This is a genomic window from Paracoccus sp. L-17 (assembly GCF_056857655.1).
Genome location: NZ_JBSXNM010000035.1, coordinates 151,720 through 168,471, shown reverse-complemented (window position 1 = coordinate 168,471; position 16,752 = coordinate 151,720). Strand labels below are relative to the sequence as shown.

The 16,752-nt window shown below is 65.6% G+C and carries 16 protein-coding genes; 15 read left to right on the top strand and 1 reads right to left on the bottom strand.

The features are described 5' to 3' along the window. Window positions 1-11 precede the first annotated feature (11 nt). The 3 genes from rsmI to gshB are packed head-to-tail and all read left to right on the top strand — an operon-like array spanning window position 12 to window position 2,450. The gene (gene rsmI / locus AC13CR_RS08625) at window positions 12-938 is read left to right on the top strand and encodes a 16S rRNA (cytidine(1402)-2'-O)-methyltransferase (protein WP_292950842.1); all 927 of its coding nucleotides are present in this window, start codon (window positions 12-14) and stop codon (window positions 936-938) included. After that, window positions 935-1,354, top strand: coding sequence for a YraN family protein (locus tag AC13CR_RS08620; RefSeq protein ID WP_292950844.1), 420 nt, complete (start codon window positions 935-937; stop codon window positions 1,352-1,354). The genes rsmI and AC13CR_RS08620 overlap by 4 nt, the downstream gene beginning before the upstream one ends. Window positions 1,355-1,412: 58 nt before the next feature. Further along, window positions 1,413-2,450, top strand: coding sequence for a glutathione synthase (gene gshB, locus AC13CR_RS08615; protein ID WP_292950846.1), 1,038 nt, complete (start codon window positions 1,413-1,415; stop codon window positions 2,448-2,450). Here the strand turns inward: gshB and AC13CR_RS08610 are convergent. Next, window positions 2,420-3,934, bottom strand: a complete 1,515-nt coding sequence (locus tag AC13CR_RS08610; protein WP_482900904.1) for a YifB family Mg chelatase-like AAA ATPase — start codon at window positions 3,932-3,934, stop codon at window positions 2,420-2,422. The two genes, gshB and AC13CR_RS08610, sit on opposite strands and share 31 nt — an antisense overlap. Before the next feature lie 124 nt (window positions 3,935-4,058). On the opposite strand from AC13CR_RS08610, the gene coaBC reads away from it, so the two are divergent. From coaBC to AC13CR_RS08550, 12 genes are all read left to right on the top strand, one after another. Next, window positions 4,059-5,291, top strand: a complete 1,233-nt coding sequence (gene coaBC / locus AC13CR_RS08605; protein ID WP_292978679.1) for a bifunctional phosphopantothenoylcysteine decarboxylase/phosphopantothenate--cysteine ligase CoaBC — start codon at window positions 4,059-4,061, stop codon at window positions 5,289-5,291. Beyond that, window positions 5,288-6,328: a cysteine desulfurase family protein gene (locus tag AC13CR_RS08600; RefSeq protein ID WP_292950850.1), complete on the top strand. Its 1,041-nt coding sequence runs from the start codon at window positions 5,288-5,290 to the stop codon at window positions 6,326-6,328. Before coaBC ends, AC13CR_RS08600 begins: the two co-directional genes overlap by 4 nt. A 31-nt stretch (window positions 6,329-6,359) precedes the next feature. After that, entirely contained in the window at window positions 6,360-7,880 is a 1,521-nt protein-coding gene (gene sufB / locus AC13CR_RS08595) for a Fe-S cluster assembly protein SufB (RefSeq protein ID WP_292950852.1), read from the top strand. Between the two features lie 69 nt (window positions 7,881-7,949). Continuing rightward, on the top strand, window positions 7,950-8,705 hold the full coding sequence (gene sufC / locus AC13CR_RS08590; RefSeq protein WP_293013627.1) for a Fe-S cluster assembly ATPase SufC: 756 nt from the start codon (window positions 7,950-7,952) through the stop codon (window positions 8,703-8,705). After that, window positions 8,705-10,048, top strand: coding sequence for a SufB/SufD family protein (locus AC13CR_RS08585; protein ID WP_292950856.1), 1,344 nt, complete (start codon window positions 8,705-8,707; stop codon window positions 10,046-10,048). The genes sufC and AC13CR_RS08585 overlap by 1 nt, the downstream gene beginning before the upstream one ends. Beyond that, entirely contained in the window at window positions 10,021-10,533 is a 513-nt protein-coding gene (locus tag AC13CR_RS08580; RefSeq protein WP_292978661.1) for a hypothetical protein, read from the top strand. The genes AC13CR_RS08585 and AC13CR_RS08580 overlap by 28 nt, the downstream gene beginning before the upstream one ends. Further along, window positions 10,530-11,123 carry a YIP1 family protein gene (locus tag AC13CR_RS08575; protein ID WP_292950860.1) on the top strand — a complete coding sequence of 198 codons (594 nt, stop codon included), beginning with the start codon at window positions 10,530-10,532 and terminating at the stop codon, window positions 11,121-11,123. The genes AC13CR_RS08580 and AC13CR_RS08575 overlap by 4 nt, the downstream gene beginning before the upstream one ends. Further along, window positions 11,120-12,331, top strand: a complete 1,212-nt coding sequence (locus AC13CR_RS08570) for a cysteine desulfurase (RefSeq protein ID WP_292950862.1) — start codon at window positions 11,120-11,122, stop codon at window positions 12,329-12,331. Before AC13CR_RS08575 ends, AC13CR_RS08570 begins: the two co-directional genes overlap by 4 nt. Before the next feature lie 105 nt (window positions 12,332-12,436). Then, entirely contained in the window at window positions 12,437-13,651 is a 1,215-nt protein-coding gene (locus tag AC13CR_RS08565) for an NAD(P)/FAD-dependent oxidoreductase (protein ID WP_292950864.1), read from the top strand. A gap of 159 nt (window positions 13,652-13,810) precedes the next feature. Further along, window positions 13,811-15,997 carry an excinuclease ABC subunit UvrB gene (gene uvrB, locus AC13CR_RS08560; RefSeq protein ID WP_292950866.1) on the top strand — a complete coding sequence of 729 codons (2,187 nt, stop codon included), beginning with the start codon at window positions 13,811-13,813 and terminating at the stop codon, window positions 15,995-15,997. Between the two features lie 198 nt (window positions 15,998-16,195). Next, complete coding sequence (locus AC13CR_RS08555) at window positions 16,196-16,504, top strand: hypothetical protein (RefSeq protein ID WP_292950868.1); 309 nt, start codon at window positions 16,196-16,198, stop codon at window positions 16,502-16,504. 100 nt (window positions 16,505-16,604) lie between these two features. Further along, the gene (locus AC13CR_RS08550) at window positions 16,605-16,748 is read left to right on the top strand and encodes a hypothetical protein (RefSeq protein ID WP_292978659.1); all 144 of its coding nucleotides are present in this window, start codon (window positions 16,605-16,607) and stop codon (window positions 16,746-16,748) included. Window positions 16,749-16,752: the final 4 nt, after the last annotated feature.

Genomic DNA, 16,752 nt, shown 5'->3' with positions numbered 1-16,752 from the left:
GGGGAAATGTCATGGCCACCGGGTCAGGCGGAGACGGCGTGAAAGGCCGCGAGATCGAGCCCGCGCGCCCACTGGCCGCGCGGATCGAGGCATCGGCGCTGCAGGCGGGTCTGTATCTGGTCGCCACCCCCATCGGGACGGCGCGCGACATCACCTTGCGCGCGCTGGACGTGTTGAATTCGGCCGATCTGCTGGCCGCCGAGGACACGCGGGTAATGCGGCATCTGATGGCGATTCACGGCATTCCGCTGCGCGGCCGCCGGGTGCTGTCCTATCACGACCACAATGCCGAAAAGGCCCGCCCCGCGCTGATGGCGGCACTGGCCCGGGGCCAAAGCGTCGCCTATGCCTCGGATGCGGGCACGCCGCTGGTGGCGGATCCGGGCTACCGTCTGGCGCGCGAGGCCGCCGAAGCAGGCGCGCGGGTCCATGCGATCCCCGGCCCCTCGGCGCCGCTGGTTGCGCTGAGCCTGTCGGGCCTGCCCAGCGACCGGTTCCTGTTCGCGGGCTTTCCGCCCCATGCCAAGGCCGCGCGCGCCGCCTGGCTGCGGCAATGGGCCGGCGTGGATGCCACGCTGATCCTGTTCGAAAGCCCCAGGCGCGTTAAGCAAACATTGGCAGAATTGTGCGAGATTGACGCGAATCGGGTTACAGTGGTGGCAAGGGAACTGACCAAGAAGTTCGAAGAGGTGATCCGGGGCCGGGCGGAGGATCTGGCGGTCGATCCGCGGCTGGACGGGCTGAAGGGAGAGGTGGTCATGCTGCTGGACAGGCCAACAATGCGCGAGGCCGGCGAAGACGATCTGCGCGCGGCCCTGTTGCAGAGGCTGAGCCGAATGAGTGTGAAGGATGCCGCGCGCGAGGTGGCCGAGGAATTGGGAATGCCGCGGCGGGATGTGTATCAGTTTGCGCTGGCTCTGGGCGCTAAAGGGGAATGATGCTGGATATGGGGCTGGCCTTTGCGCAGCCATCAAGGCCCGGCCCACGGCGCGAACGCGGGCGCCGGGCCTGTCTGTCGGGTGCCATGGCGGAACAGGCGGTGGCGCGCAGACTGCGCGCGAAGGGATTTGAAATCCTGGCGGAGCGCTGGCGCGGGGCGGCGGGCGAGATCGATCTGATCTGCCGCGACGGCGACTGCGTGATCTTCGTCGAGGTCAAGCAGGCTGCCACCCATGAGGAGGCGGCATCGCGGCTGGGCGCGGGGCAGCAGGGCCGCATCTGCCGGGCGGCCTGTGACTATTGCGAAAGGCTGCCCCTTGGGCAACTGACCGAGATGCGTTTCGATGTTGCCCTGGTCGATGGTCAGGGCCGGGTCGCGATCCTTGAAAACGCCTTCGGCGACTGCTTCGCCTGAGACTTGCATCCGCCCGGTCGCCGCGCGACAAGCGGGCAAGCAAGGTCAGGGGATGCCGATGAGCCTTTATGTCGCGTTGCAGATGGATCCGGTTCAGCATGTCTCGGTCGATGCCGACAGCACCTTCCGGATCGGGCTGGAGGCGCAGGCGCGCGGGCATCGGCTGTTTCAGTATACCGTCGACCAGCTGCGCTATGACGAGGGTCGCGTGATCGCACGGGGCCGGCCCGTCAGCCTGCGCAGGAAACAGGGCGAGCACGTGACATTCGGCGATTGGGACGAGGTGGATCTGCGCGATTTCGACGTGGTCTGGCTGCGCCAGGATCCGCCTTTCGACATGGCTTATGTGACGTCGACGCATCTGCTGGACCGGGTGCATCCCGGCACATTGGTCGTGAACGACCCGTTCTGGGTGCGGAATTGCCCCGAAAAGCTGATGGTTCTGGATTTTCCCGATCTGACGCCGCCGACCATGATCGCGCGTGACCTCGCGGCCTTCCGCGCGTTCCGGGCACGCCACGGCGAGATCATCGTCAAGCCGCTTTACGGCAATGGCGGCGCCGGGGTGTTTCATCTGAAACCGGGCGATCCCAACCTGTCCGCATTGCTGGAAACCTTCGCCGGCATCAACCGTGAACCGATGATCGCGCAGAAATATCTTGCCGCCGTCAGCCGGGGCGACAAGCGCATCATCCTGGTCGATGGCGAACCTGTGGGCGCGATCAACCGCGTTCCGCAGGAAGGTGAGGCGCGGTCGAACATGCATGTCGGAGGGCGCGCCGAAAAGATTGGTCTGACCGCGCGGGAACGCGAGATCTGCAAGAGGATCGGTCCGATCCTGCGCGAAAAGGGGCTGATCTTCACCGGCATCGACGTGATCGACGGTTGGCTGACCGAGATCAACGTGACTTCGCCCACCGGCATTCAGGAACTGGAACGGTTCGACGGAATCAATGCCGCCGAGGCGATCTGGGTCGCGATCGAGCGGCGCTGGCGGAACGCTGAGGCCGTGGCAGGGGGCGTCCGCGCCTCACCCCCGAAGGTATCTGGAAAGAGCGTGGGGGCTCAGCCGCCCGCGACAAAGGGCAGGCGATAGCTGATCGCCTCGGCCAGATGCGGAGTCCGGATATCCGCCGACCCGTCGAGGTCGGCGATGGTGCGGGCGGTGCGCAGGATGCGGTGATAGCCGCGCGCGGTCAGGCCCAGTTTTTCGGATGCCTTGACGATCAGGGCGCGGCCTTCCTCGTCCGGCGTCGCGATCTGGTCGAGGATCGCGCCGGAGGCATCTGCATTCACACGCAATTTCTCGTGATTCTGAAATCGACGCGCCTGGATTTGACGTGCGGCGGCCACGCGGGCAGCAATGTCGGTCGATCTGTCTCCGGTCGGGGGCAGTTCAAGATCCAGGAAGCTGACGGCCGGAACCTCGAGGCGCAGATCGAAACGGTCCATCAGCGGGCCGGAGATTTTTCCCAGATAATCGGCGCCGCAATTCGGCACCCGCGCACAGGCGCGGGCGGCATCGGCCAGATAGCCGCAGCGGCAGGGATTGGCGGCCGCGACCAGCAGGAAACGGCAGGGATAGCGGACATGGGCGTTGGCGCGGGCAACGACGATCTCGCCGGTCTCGATCGGCTGGCGCAGGGTTTCCAGGACCGGTCGTGGAAATTCCGGAAATTCGTCCATGAACAGCACGCCGTTATGGGCAAGGCTGATCTGGCCGGGCTTCGCGCTGCGGCCGCCGCCGACAATCGCGGGCATCGAGGCCGTGTGATGCGGTTCGCAGAAGGGCGGATGGCGCAGGATGCCGCCATTGTCCAGAATGCCCGCCAGCGAATGGATCATCGAGGTTTCCAGCGCCTCGGCCGGGGACAGCGGCGGCATGATACCGGGCAGGCGGGCGGCCAGCATGGATTTGCCCGCGCCGGGAGGGCCGACCATCAGCAGGTGATGGCGGCCGGCGGCGGCGATTTCCAGCGCCCGCTTGGCCCGTTCCTGGCCCTTGACCTCGGACAGGCAGTTGGTCGCGGGGCTGGCCTCGATCAGGCCGGGCCGGGCGCGCGCCAGCGGCGCGCGGTCGGTCAGGTGATCGACCACCTCGCGCAGATTGCCGGGGGCGAGGACCGGCACGGCCTCGACCCAGGCCGCCTCGGCGCCGCAATCGCGAGGACAGATCAGGGCGCGGTCGTCCTCGGCCGCGGCCACGGCGGCGGGCAGGGCGCCCGCGACCGGCACGAGACGCCCGTCCAGCGCCAGTTCGCCCAGGGCAACGCAGCGGGCCAGTTCCTCTTTCGGGACGATTTCCAGCGCCGCCAGCACCGCCAGCGCGATGGGCAGGTCGAAGTGCGATCCTTCCTTCGGCAGGTCGGCGGGCGACAGGTTCACCGTCAGCCGGCGGTTCGGAAGTGCGATCGAAAGCGCGCCGAAGGCCGCCTTGACCCGTTCGCGCGCCTCGCTGACCGCCTTGTCGGGCAGGCCCACGATGCCAAAGCCCGGAAGACCGGCCGCGACCGAACATTGCACCTCGACCAGACGTGCCTCGACGCCTTCGAAGGCGACCGAATAGGCGATCGCGACCATGTTTCCCCCTGCGCTTGCCGGCAAGGGTTAACGCGGTGTCGATTAAGGATTGGTTAACAGCGGCGCTTTCCTTGCGGCAGGCCCGCGCCGGGTCTATCTGTTCCAGCGAACCTGCGAGGGCGAGATGACCGGCAAACGCATCCTTCTGATCATCGGCGGCGGCATCGCGGCCTACAAGATCCCGCAGCTGATCCGGCTGATCCGGGGCGAGGGCTGGACCGTCAGCCCGGTCCTGACCCGCGCGGGTGCAGAATTCACCACGGCGATGACGATTTCGGTCCTGGCGGGAGAGGCGGTTCATGACGGCCTGTTCGACATCGCCAAGGAGGCCGAGATCGGGCATATCCGGCTGACCCGTGACGCCGACCTGGTCGTCGTCGCGCCCGCGACGGCGGATCTGATGGCGAAGATGGCCCAGGGGCTGGCCGACGATCTGGCCTCGACGCTGCTGCTGGCATCCGACAAGGGGGTGCTGGTCGCGCCCGCGATGAACGTGCGGATGTGGAATCATCCCGCGACTCAGCGCAACCTGGCAGTCTTGCGCGCGGATGGCGTGGCGGTGATCGGGCCGGATGAGGGCGACATGGCCTGCGGCGAACACGGCCCGGGACGAATGGCCGAGCCCGAGGCGATCATGGCCGCGATCCGGGCCAGGCTGGATACCGGACCGCTGCTGCTGGAACCGCAGGCCCAGGTCGCCAGGGGCGTGCTGGCGGGGCGGCATGTGATCGTGACCTCGGGGCCGACGCATGAACCCATCGACCCGGTGCGCTATATCGCCAATCGCTCGTCGGGGGCGCAGGGGGCGGCGATTGCCGGGGCGCTGCGCGATCAGGGCGCGCGGGTCAGCTTCGTGACCGGACCGGCGGCGGTGCCGGCGCCCGCCGGGGTTGATGTGATCCGAATCGAGACCGCGCGCGAGATGCGCGACGCGGTCGAGGCGGCCTTGCCCGCCGATGCCGCCGTGATGGCCGCGGCGGTGGCCGATTGGCGGGTGGTCAATGCCGTCCCGCGAAAGATGAAGAAGGACGGATCCGGGCGTCCTCCGACCCTGGATCTGGCCGAGAATCCCGATATCCTGGCCTGGGTCAGCGGGCTGGACGGGCGGCGTCCGAAACTGGTCGTGGGCTTTGCCGCCGAGACGGATGACATCGTGGCCCATGCCACCGCCAAGAGGCTGCGCAAGGGCTGCGACTGGATCGTTGCGAACGATGTCAGCGATGGCACCGGGATCATGGGGGGGACCGAGAACGCGGTCACGCTGATCGACGAGACGGGCGCCGAGGAATGGCCCCGTCTGGGCAAGGACGAAGTTGCGCGCAGGCTGGCGCGGCGGATCGCCGAGGCGCTTGCATGAGGGATTACCTGGACTGGAACGCGACCACTCCGCTGCGCGGCGAGGCGATCGCCGCGATGCGCGAGGCGATGGAGATTTCGGGCAACCCGTCCTCGGTCCATGCCGAGGGCCGGGCCGCGAAGATGGCGCTGGAAAAGGCGCGCGAACAGGTGGCGGCGGCCCTGGGGGCCGAAGGGGCGGATGTGGTCTTTACCTCGGGGGCGACCGAGGCGGCGGCGATGGTCCTGGCCGGGCAGGGGATCGCCTGCGCGGCGGTGGAACACAGCGCGGTCAAGGTCTGGTGCGATCCGGTGCTGGCGGTCGATGGCGAAGGCGTCGTGACCGTTCCCGACCCCGCGCGGGCCAGTCTGCAACTGGCCAATAACGAAACCGGCGTGATCCAGTCGCTGCCCGACGGGCTGGCCAGCAGCGATCTGACCCAGGCGTTCGGAAAGGTGCCTTTTGCGTTCAACTGGTTGGGTGTCACCGCAGGCTTTGTCAGCGCGCACAAGCTGGGCGGGCCGAAGGGCGTCGGCGCGCTGATCGTGAAGAAGGGCACCGATGTCCAGGCGATGATTCGCGGCGGCGGGCAGGAACAGGGACGCCGGGCGGGCACCGAGAACCTGATCGGCATCGCCGGATTCGCCGCGGCGGCGGCGGCGGCGCAGAAGGATCTGGCTGCGGGCGAATGGGACCGTGTGGCCGCGTTGCGCGACGCGCTGGAGACGCGGCTGCTGCAGATCGCGCCCCGGGCCCGTATCGCCGGAAAAGGCGCGCGACGGTTGCCGAACACGACCTGCATTCTTACATCTGGGTGGAAGGGCGAAACGCAGGTCATGCAGATGGATCTGGCAGGCTTCGCGATCTCGGCGGGCTCGGCCTGTTCGTCGGGCAAGGTCCGGGCCAGCGGGGCCTTGCAGGCCATGGGTTACGACGACAAGGCGGCGCAATCGGCGATCCGGATTTCCATCAGTCCGGCTTTGGTCGAGGATCAGGTGAACCGATTTGCGGATGCTTGGGAAAAGGCGTATTCACGCTGGCGCGAACGGAATGGCTGAGTGAAACGCTTGGCCGCAGGAAGGATAGAGGATGAACCAGACCACCGATCTTGACGTCCGCGAGGGTGTGGACCGCGAAACGGTCGAGACTGTCCAGAACATGGGCAGCTACAAATACGGCTGGAACACCGAGATCGAGATGGATTACGCCCCCAAGGGGGTGAACGAGGATATCGTCCGTCTGATTTCGGACAAGAACGGCGAGCCCGAATGGATGACCGAGTGGCGGCTGGAGGCGTTTCGCCGCTGGCAGACCATGTCGGAACCCCGCTGGGCAATGCTGAACTATCCCCATATCGAGTATCAGGATCAGTATTACTATGCCCGCCCCAAGAGCATGGAGGTGAAGCCGAAATCGCTGGACGAGGTCGATCCCAAGCTGCTGGCGACCTATGAAAAGCTGGGTATCCCGCTGAAGGAACAGATGATTCTGGCCGGCGTCGAGGGTGCCGAGGCGGTGCCTGCCGAGGGCCGCAAGGTCGCTGTGGACGCGGTCTTCGACAGTGTCAGCGTCGGCACCACCTTCAAGGACGAACTGGCCAAGGCCGGCGTGATCTTCTGTTCCATCAGCGAGGCGATCCGCGAGCATCCCGAGCTGGTGAAGAAATATCTCGGCTCCGTCGTGCCGCAATCGGACAATTTCTTCGCGACGCTGAACAGTGCGGTCTTTTCGGACGGCAGCTTCGTCTATGTTCCACCGGGCGTGCGCTGCCCGATGGAATTGTCGACCTATTTCCGCATCAACGCCGAGAATACCGGTCAATTCGAACGGACGCTGATCATCGCGGACAAGGGATCTTACGTCAGCTATCTCGAAGGCTGCACCGCGCCCAAGCGCGACACCAGCCAGCTTCACGCGGCGGTTGTCGAAATCGTCGTCCTGGAGGATGCCGAGGTCAAGTATTCAACGGTCCAGAACTGGTTTCCCGGCGACGAGGATGGGAAGGGCGGCATCTACAACTTCGTCACCAAGCGCGCCGATTGCCGCGAGGCCCGTGCCAAGGTGATGTGGACACAGGTGGAAACCGGTTCCGCCATCACCTGGAAATACCCGTCCTGCATCCTGCGCGGCGAGGAAAGCCAGGGCGAATTCTATTCCATTGCCATCGCCAATAACTGGCAGCAGGCCGATACCGGGACCAAGATGATCCATCTTGGCAAGAACACCCGCTCACGCATTGTTTCGAAAGGGATTTCAGCCGGTCAGGCGCAGAATACCTATCGCGGCCTGGTGTCGATGCACCCGCGCGCCACCAACAGCCGCAATTACACCCAGTGTGACAGCCTGCTGATCGGCGACAAATGCGGCGCCCATACCGTGCCCTATATCGAGGTCAAGAACACTTCGTCCCGCGTCGAACATGAGGCGACGACCAGCAAGGTCGATGACGATCAGCTGTTCTATTGCCGGTCGCGCGGGATGGACGAGGAAGAGGCGGTCGCGCTGGTCGTGAACGGTTTCTGCCGCGAGGTGTTGCAGGCCCTGCCGATGGAATTCGCCATGGAAGCGCAGTCGCTGGTCGCGATCTCGCTTGAGGGCTCGGTCGGCTAGTCCGCCGCCTACAGGAATATGACGATGGTGCCGGCTGCGGCACCGCAGCCACCGTCTGATGAGGAAAAAATGCTGAAGATCGATAACTTGCACGTCAAACTTGAAGAAGAGGACAAGCAGATCCTGAAGGGTCTGAGCCTCGAGGTTCCGGCCGGTCAGGTCCATGCGATCATGGGGCCGAACGGGTCGGGCAAATCGACGCTGTCCTATGTCCTGTCGGGCCGCGACGGCTACGAGGTGACGGACGGCTCGGCCAGCCTCGACGGCGCCGATCTGCTGGACATGGAGCCCGAGGAGCGCGCTGCCGCCGGCCTGTTCCTGGCGTTTCAATATCCCGTGGAAATTCCGGGCGTCGGCAACATGACCTTCCTGCGCACCGCCGTGAACGCGCAGCGCAAGGCGCGCGGCGAGGAGGAAATGACTTCGGGCGAATTCCTCAAGGCCATCCGCGAGAAGGCCAGGGAATTGCAGATCGACGCCGAGATGCTGAAACGCCCGGTGAATGTGGGTTTTTCCGGCGGCGAGAAGAAGCGCAACGAGATCCTGCAGATGGCGATGCTGGCGCCGCGCATGTGCATCATGGACGAGACGGATTCCGGCCTTGACGTGGATGCGATGCGGCTGGTCGCGGACGGCGTGAATGCCTTGCGCAGCCCCGACCGCAGCTTTCTGGTCATCACTCACTACCAACGCCTGCTGAATCACATCCAGCCCGACATGGTTCATATCATGTCGAAAGGTCGCATCGTGAAAAGTGGTGGTCCTGATCTGGCCTTGCAGGTCGAGGAAGATGGCTATGGCGACCTTCTGGCGGAGGCCGGCTGATGGCTGACGTGGCGGTCAAGACCAAGGAGGTGACGCCGCAGGTCAGCGGCGCGCCGAAGGCCGAGGATGCGTTGCAGGCGCGGCTGGCGGCGCTGGATCTGCCCGCGGGCGGCTTTACCGCGGCTGCGCGCCGGGATGCGCTGGCGCGGTTGCGCGCCATGGGTCTGCCCGGCCCGCGCGATGAATATTGGCGCTATACCGATCCGGCCACGTTCAGTGCGGCGAAGGCCGGGGCGATCGGGATGGAAGCGGACGAAGGACCGGACGGACCCTTGTTCGACGATCTGGACCGGTTGAAGATCGTTTTCGTGGACGGGATCTTTGACGCCGATGCCTCGGACGATCTGGCGCTGGACGGGATCGAGATCGCGTCGCTGTCGCAGGCTGACGGGTCGGGCGAGCATTGGGCGGCCGACCTCTATGGCAGCCTGGAATCGGCCGGGCAGAAGCCCGTCGCGCGTCCCTTTGCGGCGCTGAATACGGCGGCGGCGAAAGACGGCGTGCTGATTCGCGTGACCGGAAGGCCGTCACGTCCGATACATCTGATCTATCGCCGCAGGGACGAGGCGGCCGACGCGACCTGGCATCACCTTGTTCGTGTCGAAGCGGGTGCCGAGGCGACGCTGCTGGAAACCGGCATGGCCGGCGCGCGCACGAATGGCGTGATCGAGGCCGATCTGGCCCGGGGCGCGCGGCTGCATCATGTCGCCGCCCGGCGCGTGGGTCACGAGGCCGTGGGTCTGTCACATATCTTTGCCCGCGTGGCGGCCGAGGCGCAGTTCAAGAGCTTTACCCTGTCGGTCAATGGAACGCTGATGCGGCACGAGGGCGTGATCGAGTTCGTCGGTGACGATGCGGTCGCCCATATCGCCGCGGCGGTTCTGGGCGATGGCAAAAGCGGCCGGTTCCATCATGACGACACCATCTTCATCACCCACGGGGCCGAGCGCTGCGAAAGCCGCCAGGTCTTCAAGAAGGTGCTGAAGAACGGCGCCGTGGGCGTTTTCCAGGGCAAGATTCTGGTCAGGCCCGGCGCGCAGAAGACCGATGGATACCAGATCAGCCAGGCGCTGCTGCTGGACGAACGCAGTCAGTTCCTGGCCAAGCCCGAGCTTGAAATCTATGCCGACGACGTTGTCTGCTCGCATGGATCGACGACCGGTGCGATCGACGAGGAGGCGATGTTCTATCTGCGCTCGCGCGGGGTGCCGAAGGATCGTGCCATCGTATTTCTGGTCCTGTCGTTTCTGGCCGATGCGTTGCAGGAGGTCGAGGATGACGGGTTGCGCGGCCAGATCAACGATCGGCTGGAAGCGTGGCTGACCCGGCACGCGACGCAATGAGGCGCGGCGGCATCCTGCCGCGCATCCTGCAAAGCTGGTGGGCGCCGCGCCGGGTGGTCCGCGGCCTGTCGGACATGCCCGAGCGTGTGAAACTGATCGTGCTGATGGCCGCAATGCTGATTTTCCTGATCGCGCAGGCCCCGGCCCACGCCCGCGCAGCGCAACTGGACCCCTCGGTGCCGCTGGAGGCGCGAATCGGCGGGTCTCTGCTGGCGGTCATGTTCCTGATGCCGCTTCTGGCCTATGCTGTGGCGGCGCTGGTGTCTTTGCTCTCGCGATTCTTTCCCAGGCGGCTGACCCCCGAGGATTCGCGGCTGGCCCTGTTCTGGGCGCTGCTGGCGGTTGCGCCGGCGATGCTGCTGGCGGGTCTGGTTGCGGGACTGATCGGGCCGGGACCGGCGCTGATCGTGACGAACGGCTTGACCGGAATCGGTTTTCTGGTGATCTGGGGCGCCGGCATGGTGGCTTTGGCGAGGAAAGCATGAATTTCGACGATCTGAAGCAACTTTTCGGTCTGACCTTCCGCGATCCGGACGGTGCGGCGGTCATGCTGATCCGCAGCGGGCTGCCGATGCCGGTCCGGTGGATGGCGCTGATCGTGGCGGTCTCTGTCTCGGCCATCCTGTCCTGGCTGTCGGCACAGCTTTTCGTCGTGCCCGAGGCCGAGGCGCAATCGATCATGACCATCAGTTCGCAGCCCCTCGTGATGGCCGGGCTGCAACTGGGTGCGATCGTCCTGGCCTCGCTTCTGATGACCGGCGTCGGGCGCATGTTCGGCGGCGAAGGCCGGTTCGAGGACGCGCTGCTGCTGACCGTCTGGATCGAGATCGTTCTGCTGGTCGTGCAACTGGTGCAGGTGGCGCTGTCGCTGCTGTCGCCCACGATCGCGGGCTTCCTCGGCCTGGCCGCGATCGTGCTGTTCCTGTGGCTGACGGTGCGCTTTACCAAGGTGCTGCATGGTTTCCGCAGCCCGCTGAAAGTCTTTCTGGGCCTGGTTGGCACCGCCTTCGTCGCGGGCTTTGCGCTGTCCTTCCTGGCCGCCGCCTTCGGGTTGATGCCGGATATGGCGCGATGACGTTCGATGTCGCAAGGGTCCGCGCCGATTTCCCCATCCTCGGCACCCAGGTCAACGGCCGCCCGCTGGTCTATCTGGACAGCGGCGCCAGCGCCCAGAAGCCGCGTCAGGTCATCGACGCGATCAGCCGCGCCTACGAGGGCGAATATGCAAATGTGCATCGCGGGCTGCATCACCTGTCCAACCTTGCCACCGACAATTACGAACGGGTCCGCGCCATCATCGCCCGGTTTCTGAACGTCCCGCGCGAGGACGAGATCATCTTTACCAGCGGCTCGACCGAGGGGATCAATCTGGTCAGCTATGGCTGGGCCGCGCCGCGCCTGCGGGCGGGCGACGAGATCGTCCTGTCGGTGCTGGAACACCACGCCAATATCGTGCCCTGGCATTTCCTGCGTGAACGGCAGGGCGTGGTTCTGAAATGGGTCGAACCGGAACCCGATGGCAGTTTGCCGCCGGAAAAGGTGCTGGCCGCAATCGGTCCGAAGACACGGCTGGTCGCGGTCACCCATATGTCCAACGTGACCGGAACCATTGTCGATGTGGGCGCCATCGCGCATGGCACCGATGTGCCGGTGCTGGTCGATGGCTCGCAGGCGGCGGTGCACATGCCGGTCGATCTGTCCGCGATCGGCTGCGATTTCTACTGCATCACCGGACACAAGCTCTACGGCCCCTCGGGATCGGGCGCGATCTGGATCCGGTCGGACCGGCAGGCCGAAATGCGCCCGTTCATGGGCGGGGGCGACATGATCCGGACGGTGACCCGCGAGGCGGTCGACTACGCCGATCCGCCGCTCCGCTTCGAGGCCGGAACGCCCGGCATCGTCAACCAGATCGGTCTGGGCGCTGCGCTGGAATACCTCATGGATCTGGGCATGGACAACATCGCCGCGCATGAACGGATCCTGCGCGATCATGCCCGCGACCGGCTGCGCAGCCTGAACTGGCTGAACGTGCAGGGGGACGCGCCGGGGAAGGGGGCGATCTTCTCGATGACGATGCAGGGCGCGCATGCCCACGATATCTCGACCATTCTCGACAAGAAGGGCATCGCGGTCCGCGCCGGCAGCCATTGTGCCATGCCGCTGATGGACTTCTACGGCATCAACGCCTCGGCCAGGGCCAGCTTCGCGATGTACAACACGACCGGCGATGTGGACGCGCTTGTCGAAGCTTTAAGCTTCTGCCGCGAGCTTTTCGCCTGATTCTTGCAAAGTTCCGGTCCGTCGCCAAAGATCGCCCGACATGTCTTGCGGTGCCGCGGCGAAATCGGGCATCGCTTGCGTCAACCCGAAGAGGAGGCAGCCACCATGTCCGAGATTCTGGTTCTTGGCGCCGGCATGGTCGGGGTCACCACCGCGCTGGCTTTGCAGGAACGCGGCCACGACGTGATGATCGTCGACCGCAACGCGCCGGGCCGCGAGACAAGCTATGGCAATGCCGGCCTGATCCAGACCGAGGCAGTCGAACCCTATGCGATGCCGCTGGCGCCCGGCGCATTGATCCAGATCGCGATGGGGCGGGGCTATGACGTCAAATGGAACATTCCCGGATTGCTGTCGCAAGCGGGCGCGGTTTGGGCCTATGCCCGCAATTCGCTTCCCGCGGCCCACAAGCGCGCCTCGCAGGTCTGGGGCAGGCTGATCCGGCAATCGACCGACCGACATGGCCCCCTGATCGCGGCCGCGGGCGCCGACAACATCATCCGCCGGGACGGCTATATCGAGATCCACCGCACGCCCAGGCGGATGGACAAGGCCCGCAAGGCGGCCGAACGTTTCCGGACCGAATTCGGCGTCGAGGCGAAATTGCTCGACGGCCGCCAATTGCGGGCGCTGGAACCCTCGATCAAGATCGCGGTCGAAGGCGCCACCCACTGGAGCGACAGCTGGAACTGTTCCGATCCCGGCGGGCTGGTGGCGCGCTATGCGGCGCTGTTCGAAAAGCGCGGCGGGCGGATCATCAATGGCGACGCGGGCGATCTGCACCGCAAGGGCGCGGCGTGGATCGCCGACGAGGGCGAAGGTGAACACGCCGTCGTGGCGCTTGGACCCTGGTCGCCGATGATGCTGGCGCGTTTCGGGCTGAAGGTGCCGATGGTCTACAAGCGCGGCTATCACCGTCACTACCACATGGATGCGCCGCCCCATCACCCGATCGCGGATTTCGGCAATTCCGTCGTGATGTCGCCGATGCGGCGCGGCCTGCGCATCGCGACCGCCGCCGAACTGACCAGCCATCCCCGGCTGCTGCCGCCGCAATTGAGCCACGGCGAAGAAGCCGCGAAGGAATTGTTCGACATCGGCGCCCCGGTCGAGGCCGAACCCTGGACCGGCCGCCGCCCATGCATGCCCGACATGCTTCCGGTCGTGGGTCGCGTCCCCGATCAGCCCAATCTCTGGGCGCATTTCGGTCATGGCCATCAGGGCTTCACCCTGGGGCCGGTCACCGCCGAAATCCTTGCGGATCAACTGAACGGTGGCCATGGCTGGCCGGAACTGCAACCGGACCGTCTGAAACGATGATGGGGCCCGGCTTCTTCGTTGTCCAAATACCCGCGGGGGTGAATTGGCCGCAGGCCAAGAGGGGGCGGACAGCCCCCGCCTGATGCAAACCATCCGCGCCCCGGTTGACTTTCGCGCCCGCGCCCACACCTTGTGACTCTGCCTCAGGAAGGGTCGTCCATGGGCCACAACAATACCAGCGCGCCCGTCGCGCGTTTCCCCGAAGTGACCCGCCCCAAGCTCGAGGGCGGAAGGCGTTTCGTCATGCACAGCGAATTCCGGCCCGCCGGCGATCAGCCGACGGCGATCGCGGAACTGGCGCGGGGCGTGACCGAGGGCGAACGCGATCAGGTGCTGCTGGGTGCGACGGGCACCGGCAAGACCTATACCATGGCCAAGGTGATCGAGGAGACGCAGCGCCCGGCGATCATCCTGGCGCCGAACAAGACGCTGGCCGCGCAGCTTTACGGCGAATTCAAGGGCTTCTTTCCCGAAAACGCGGTCGAGTATTTCGTCAGCTACTACGATTACTACCAGCCCGAAGCCTATGTCGCGCGCAGCGATACCTATATCGAAAAGGAATCGCAGATCAACGAGGCGATCGACCGCATGCGCCACAGCGCCACCCGCGCGCTTCTGGAACGCGACGACGTGATCATCGTGGCGTCGGTCAGTTGCATCTACGGCATCGGCTCGGTCGAGACCTATTCGGCGATGACGCAGGACATGGTGGTCGGCGAAAGCTATGACCAGCGCGAATTTCTGGGCCAGCTTGTCGCGCAGCAATACAGGCGTCTGGACGCGGCGTTCCAGCGCGGCGGCTTTCGCGTGCGCGGCGATGTGGTCGAGGTCTGGCCCGCCCACCTGGAAGACCGCGCGTGGCGGTTCGATTTCTTCGGTAACGAGTTGGAGTCGATCACCGAATTCGACCCCCTGACCGGGACCAGGGCGGACACGTTCCGCCAGATCCGGATCTATGCCAACAGCCACTACGTGACCCCGCGCCCGACCATGCAGCAGGCGATCAAGGGCATCAGGAAAGAGCTGCACGACCGCCTGAAGCAGCTTCAGGACGAAGGCAAGCTGCTGGAGGCGCAGCGGCTGGAACAGCGCACCAATTTCGATCTGGAAATGCTCGAGGCGACCGGCGTCTGCAACGGGATCGAGAATTACAGCCGCTACCTGACCGGCCGCGCGCCGGGCGAACCGCCGCCCACCCTGTTCGAATTCATCCCCGACAATGCCATCGTCTTCGCCGATGAATCCCATGTCAGCGTGCCGCAGATCGGCGGCATGTATCGCGGCGACTTCCGGCGCAAGTTCACCCTGGCCGAACACGGGTTCCGCCTGCCATCCTGCATGGACAACCGGCCCCTGAAATTCGAGGAATGGGACGCGATGCGCCCGCAATCGGTCTTCGTCAGCGCCACCCCCGCAACGTGGGAGATGGACCAGACCGGCGGCGTCTTCACCGAACAGGTGATCCGCCCGACCGGGCTCTTGGACCCGCAGATCGAGATTCGGCCCGTCGAGATGCAGGTGGACGATCTGCTGGACGAGGTGCGCCGGGTCACGGCGGCAGGCTATCGCACGCTGGTCACCACGCTGACCAAGCGGATGGCCGAGGATCTGACCGAATACCTGCACGAACAGGGTATCAAGGTCCGCTACATGCACAGCGACATCGACACGATCGAGCGGATCGAGATCCTGCGAGACCTCCGTCTCGGGGCTTTCGACGTGCTGATCGGCATCAACCTGTTGCGCGAGGGGCTGGACATTCCCGAATGTGGGCTGGTGGCGATCCTGGATGCCGACAAGGAAGGCTTCCTGCGCTCGGAAACCTCGCTGATCCAGACCACGGGGCGCGCGGCGCGGAATGTCGACGGCCGCGTCATCATGTATGCCGACCGCATCACCGGCAGCATGGAACGCGCCATCGCCGAGACCGAGCGGCGGCGCGAGAAACAGATCGCCTATAATCAGAAACACGGCATCACCCCCCAGACCGTGCGCAAGAATGTCGAGGATGTTCTGGCCGGGCTGTGGCAGGGCGATACCGATCAGTCGCGTATCACGACCAAAGTCGACAAGCCGATGGTCGGCGCCAATCTTCGGACCCATCTGGAGGCGCTGCGGACGCAGATGCGCAAGGCGGCCGAGAACCTGGAATTCGAGGAAGCCGCGCGTCTGCGCGACGAGGTCAAGCGACTCGAGGCGGTCGATCTGGCGATCTCGGACGATCCGCTTGCGCGTCAATCCGTCATCGAAGAGGCGGCTGCCGCAGCCGTCGGCTCGTCCGGCCGTTCGACCGCCGGCCGCGCCGGCCAACGCGGCGGAAACAAGCGATCGAAGCGGCGGCGCTGAGGCCGGGATAGATGCCGCGCCGCCGCTGCGACCCTTTGGATCGACGAACTGGAGTCGGATCCCGGCCCTGCGGTGCAGGAATGTCAGGCGGGGTGGCGTGACGGGGCGGTGCCATGGGCAGCAAGACGATGGCTGTTTCGGGTGAGAACGCCGCATCCCCGGCGGCGTTGGCAAGAGGATGACAGCAAGGGAAAGCCGATGCGAATGTTCACGATCCTGACGACTGCCGCGGCCATCGTGGCGCCCACTCTGGTAATGGCGTCTTCGGACGAAGCCTGGGACGAATTCCGCACCGATGTCCGCGATGCCTGCAGGGCGCTTGTCGATGCCCCGGAAGGCGCCGACGTCGCGATCGAGGTCAACCCGTTCGGGTCGGAAAGCTATGGCGCGGCGCTGGTCACGGTGGCCTACGAAACCGGAACGGACCGGATGATCTGCATCTACGACAAGCGGGACAAGAGCGCCCAGATGACCGCGCCCTTCCACCCTGGGAATGCCGCGCCCTGACGGGCCGCATCCGCCCTTTCGCAAGGGCAGGTCCGAAGGGGCTGGCACGGCATGATCGTGGATTGCTTCTGCGGCGCGATGGCCAGGCCGGCCTTCCCGGGTGCAATGGGTGATCTTCCATGCGCCGGATGTCGCGGCCCGAGGCAATCTCTTCGGTGCCCGCGTGGCGCGGATGGGACTGTCCCTGCGCACCGCCCCCGATGCGCCGACGCCCGCGCGGATCGCGGTGCGTCGCAGGGCTTGATCCG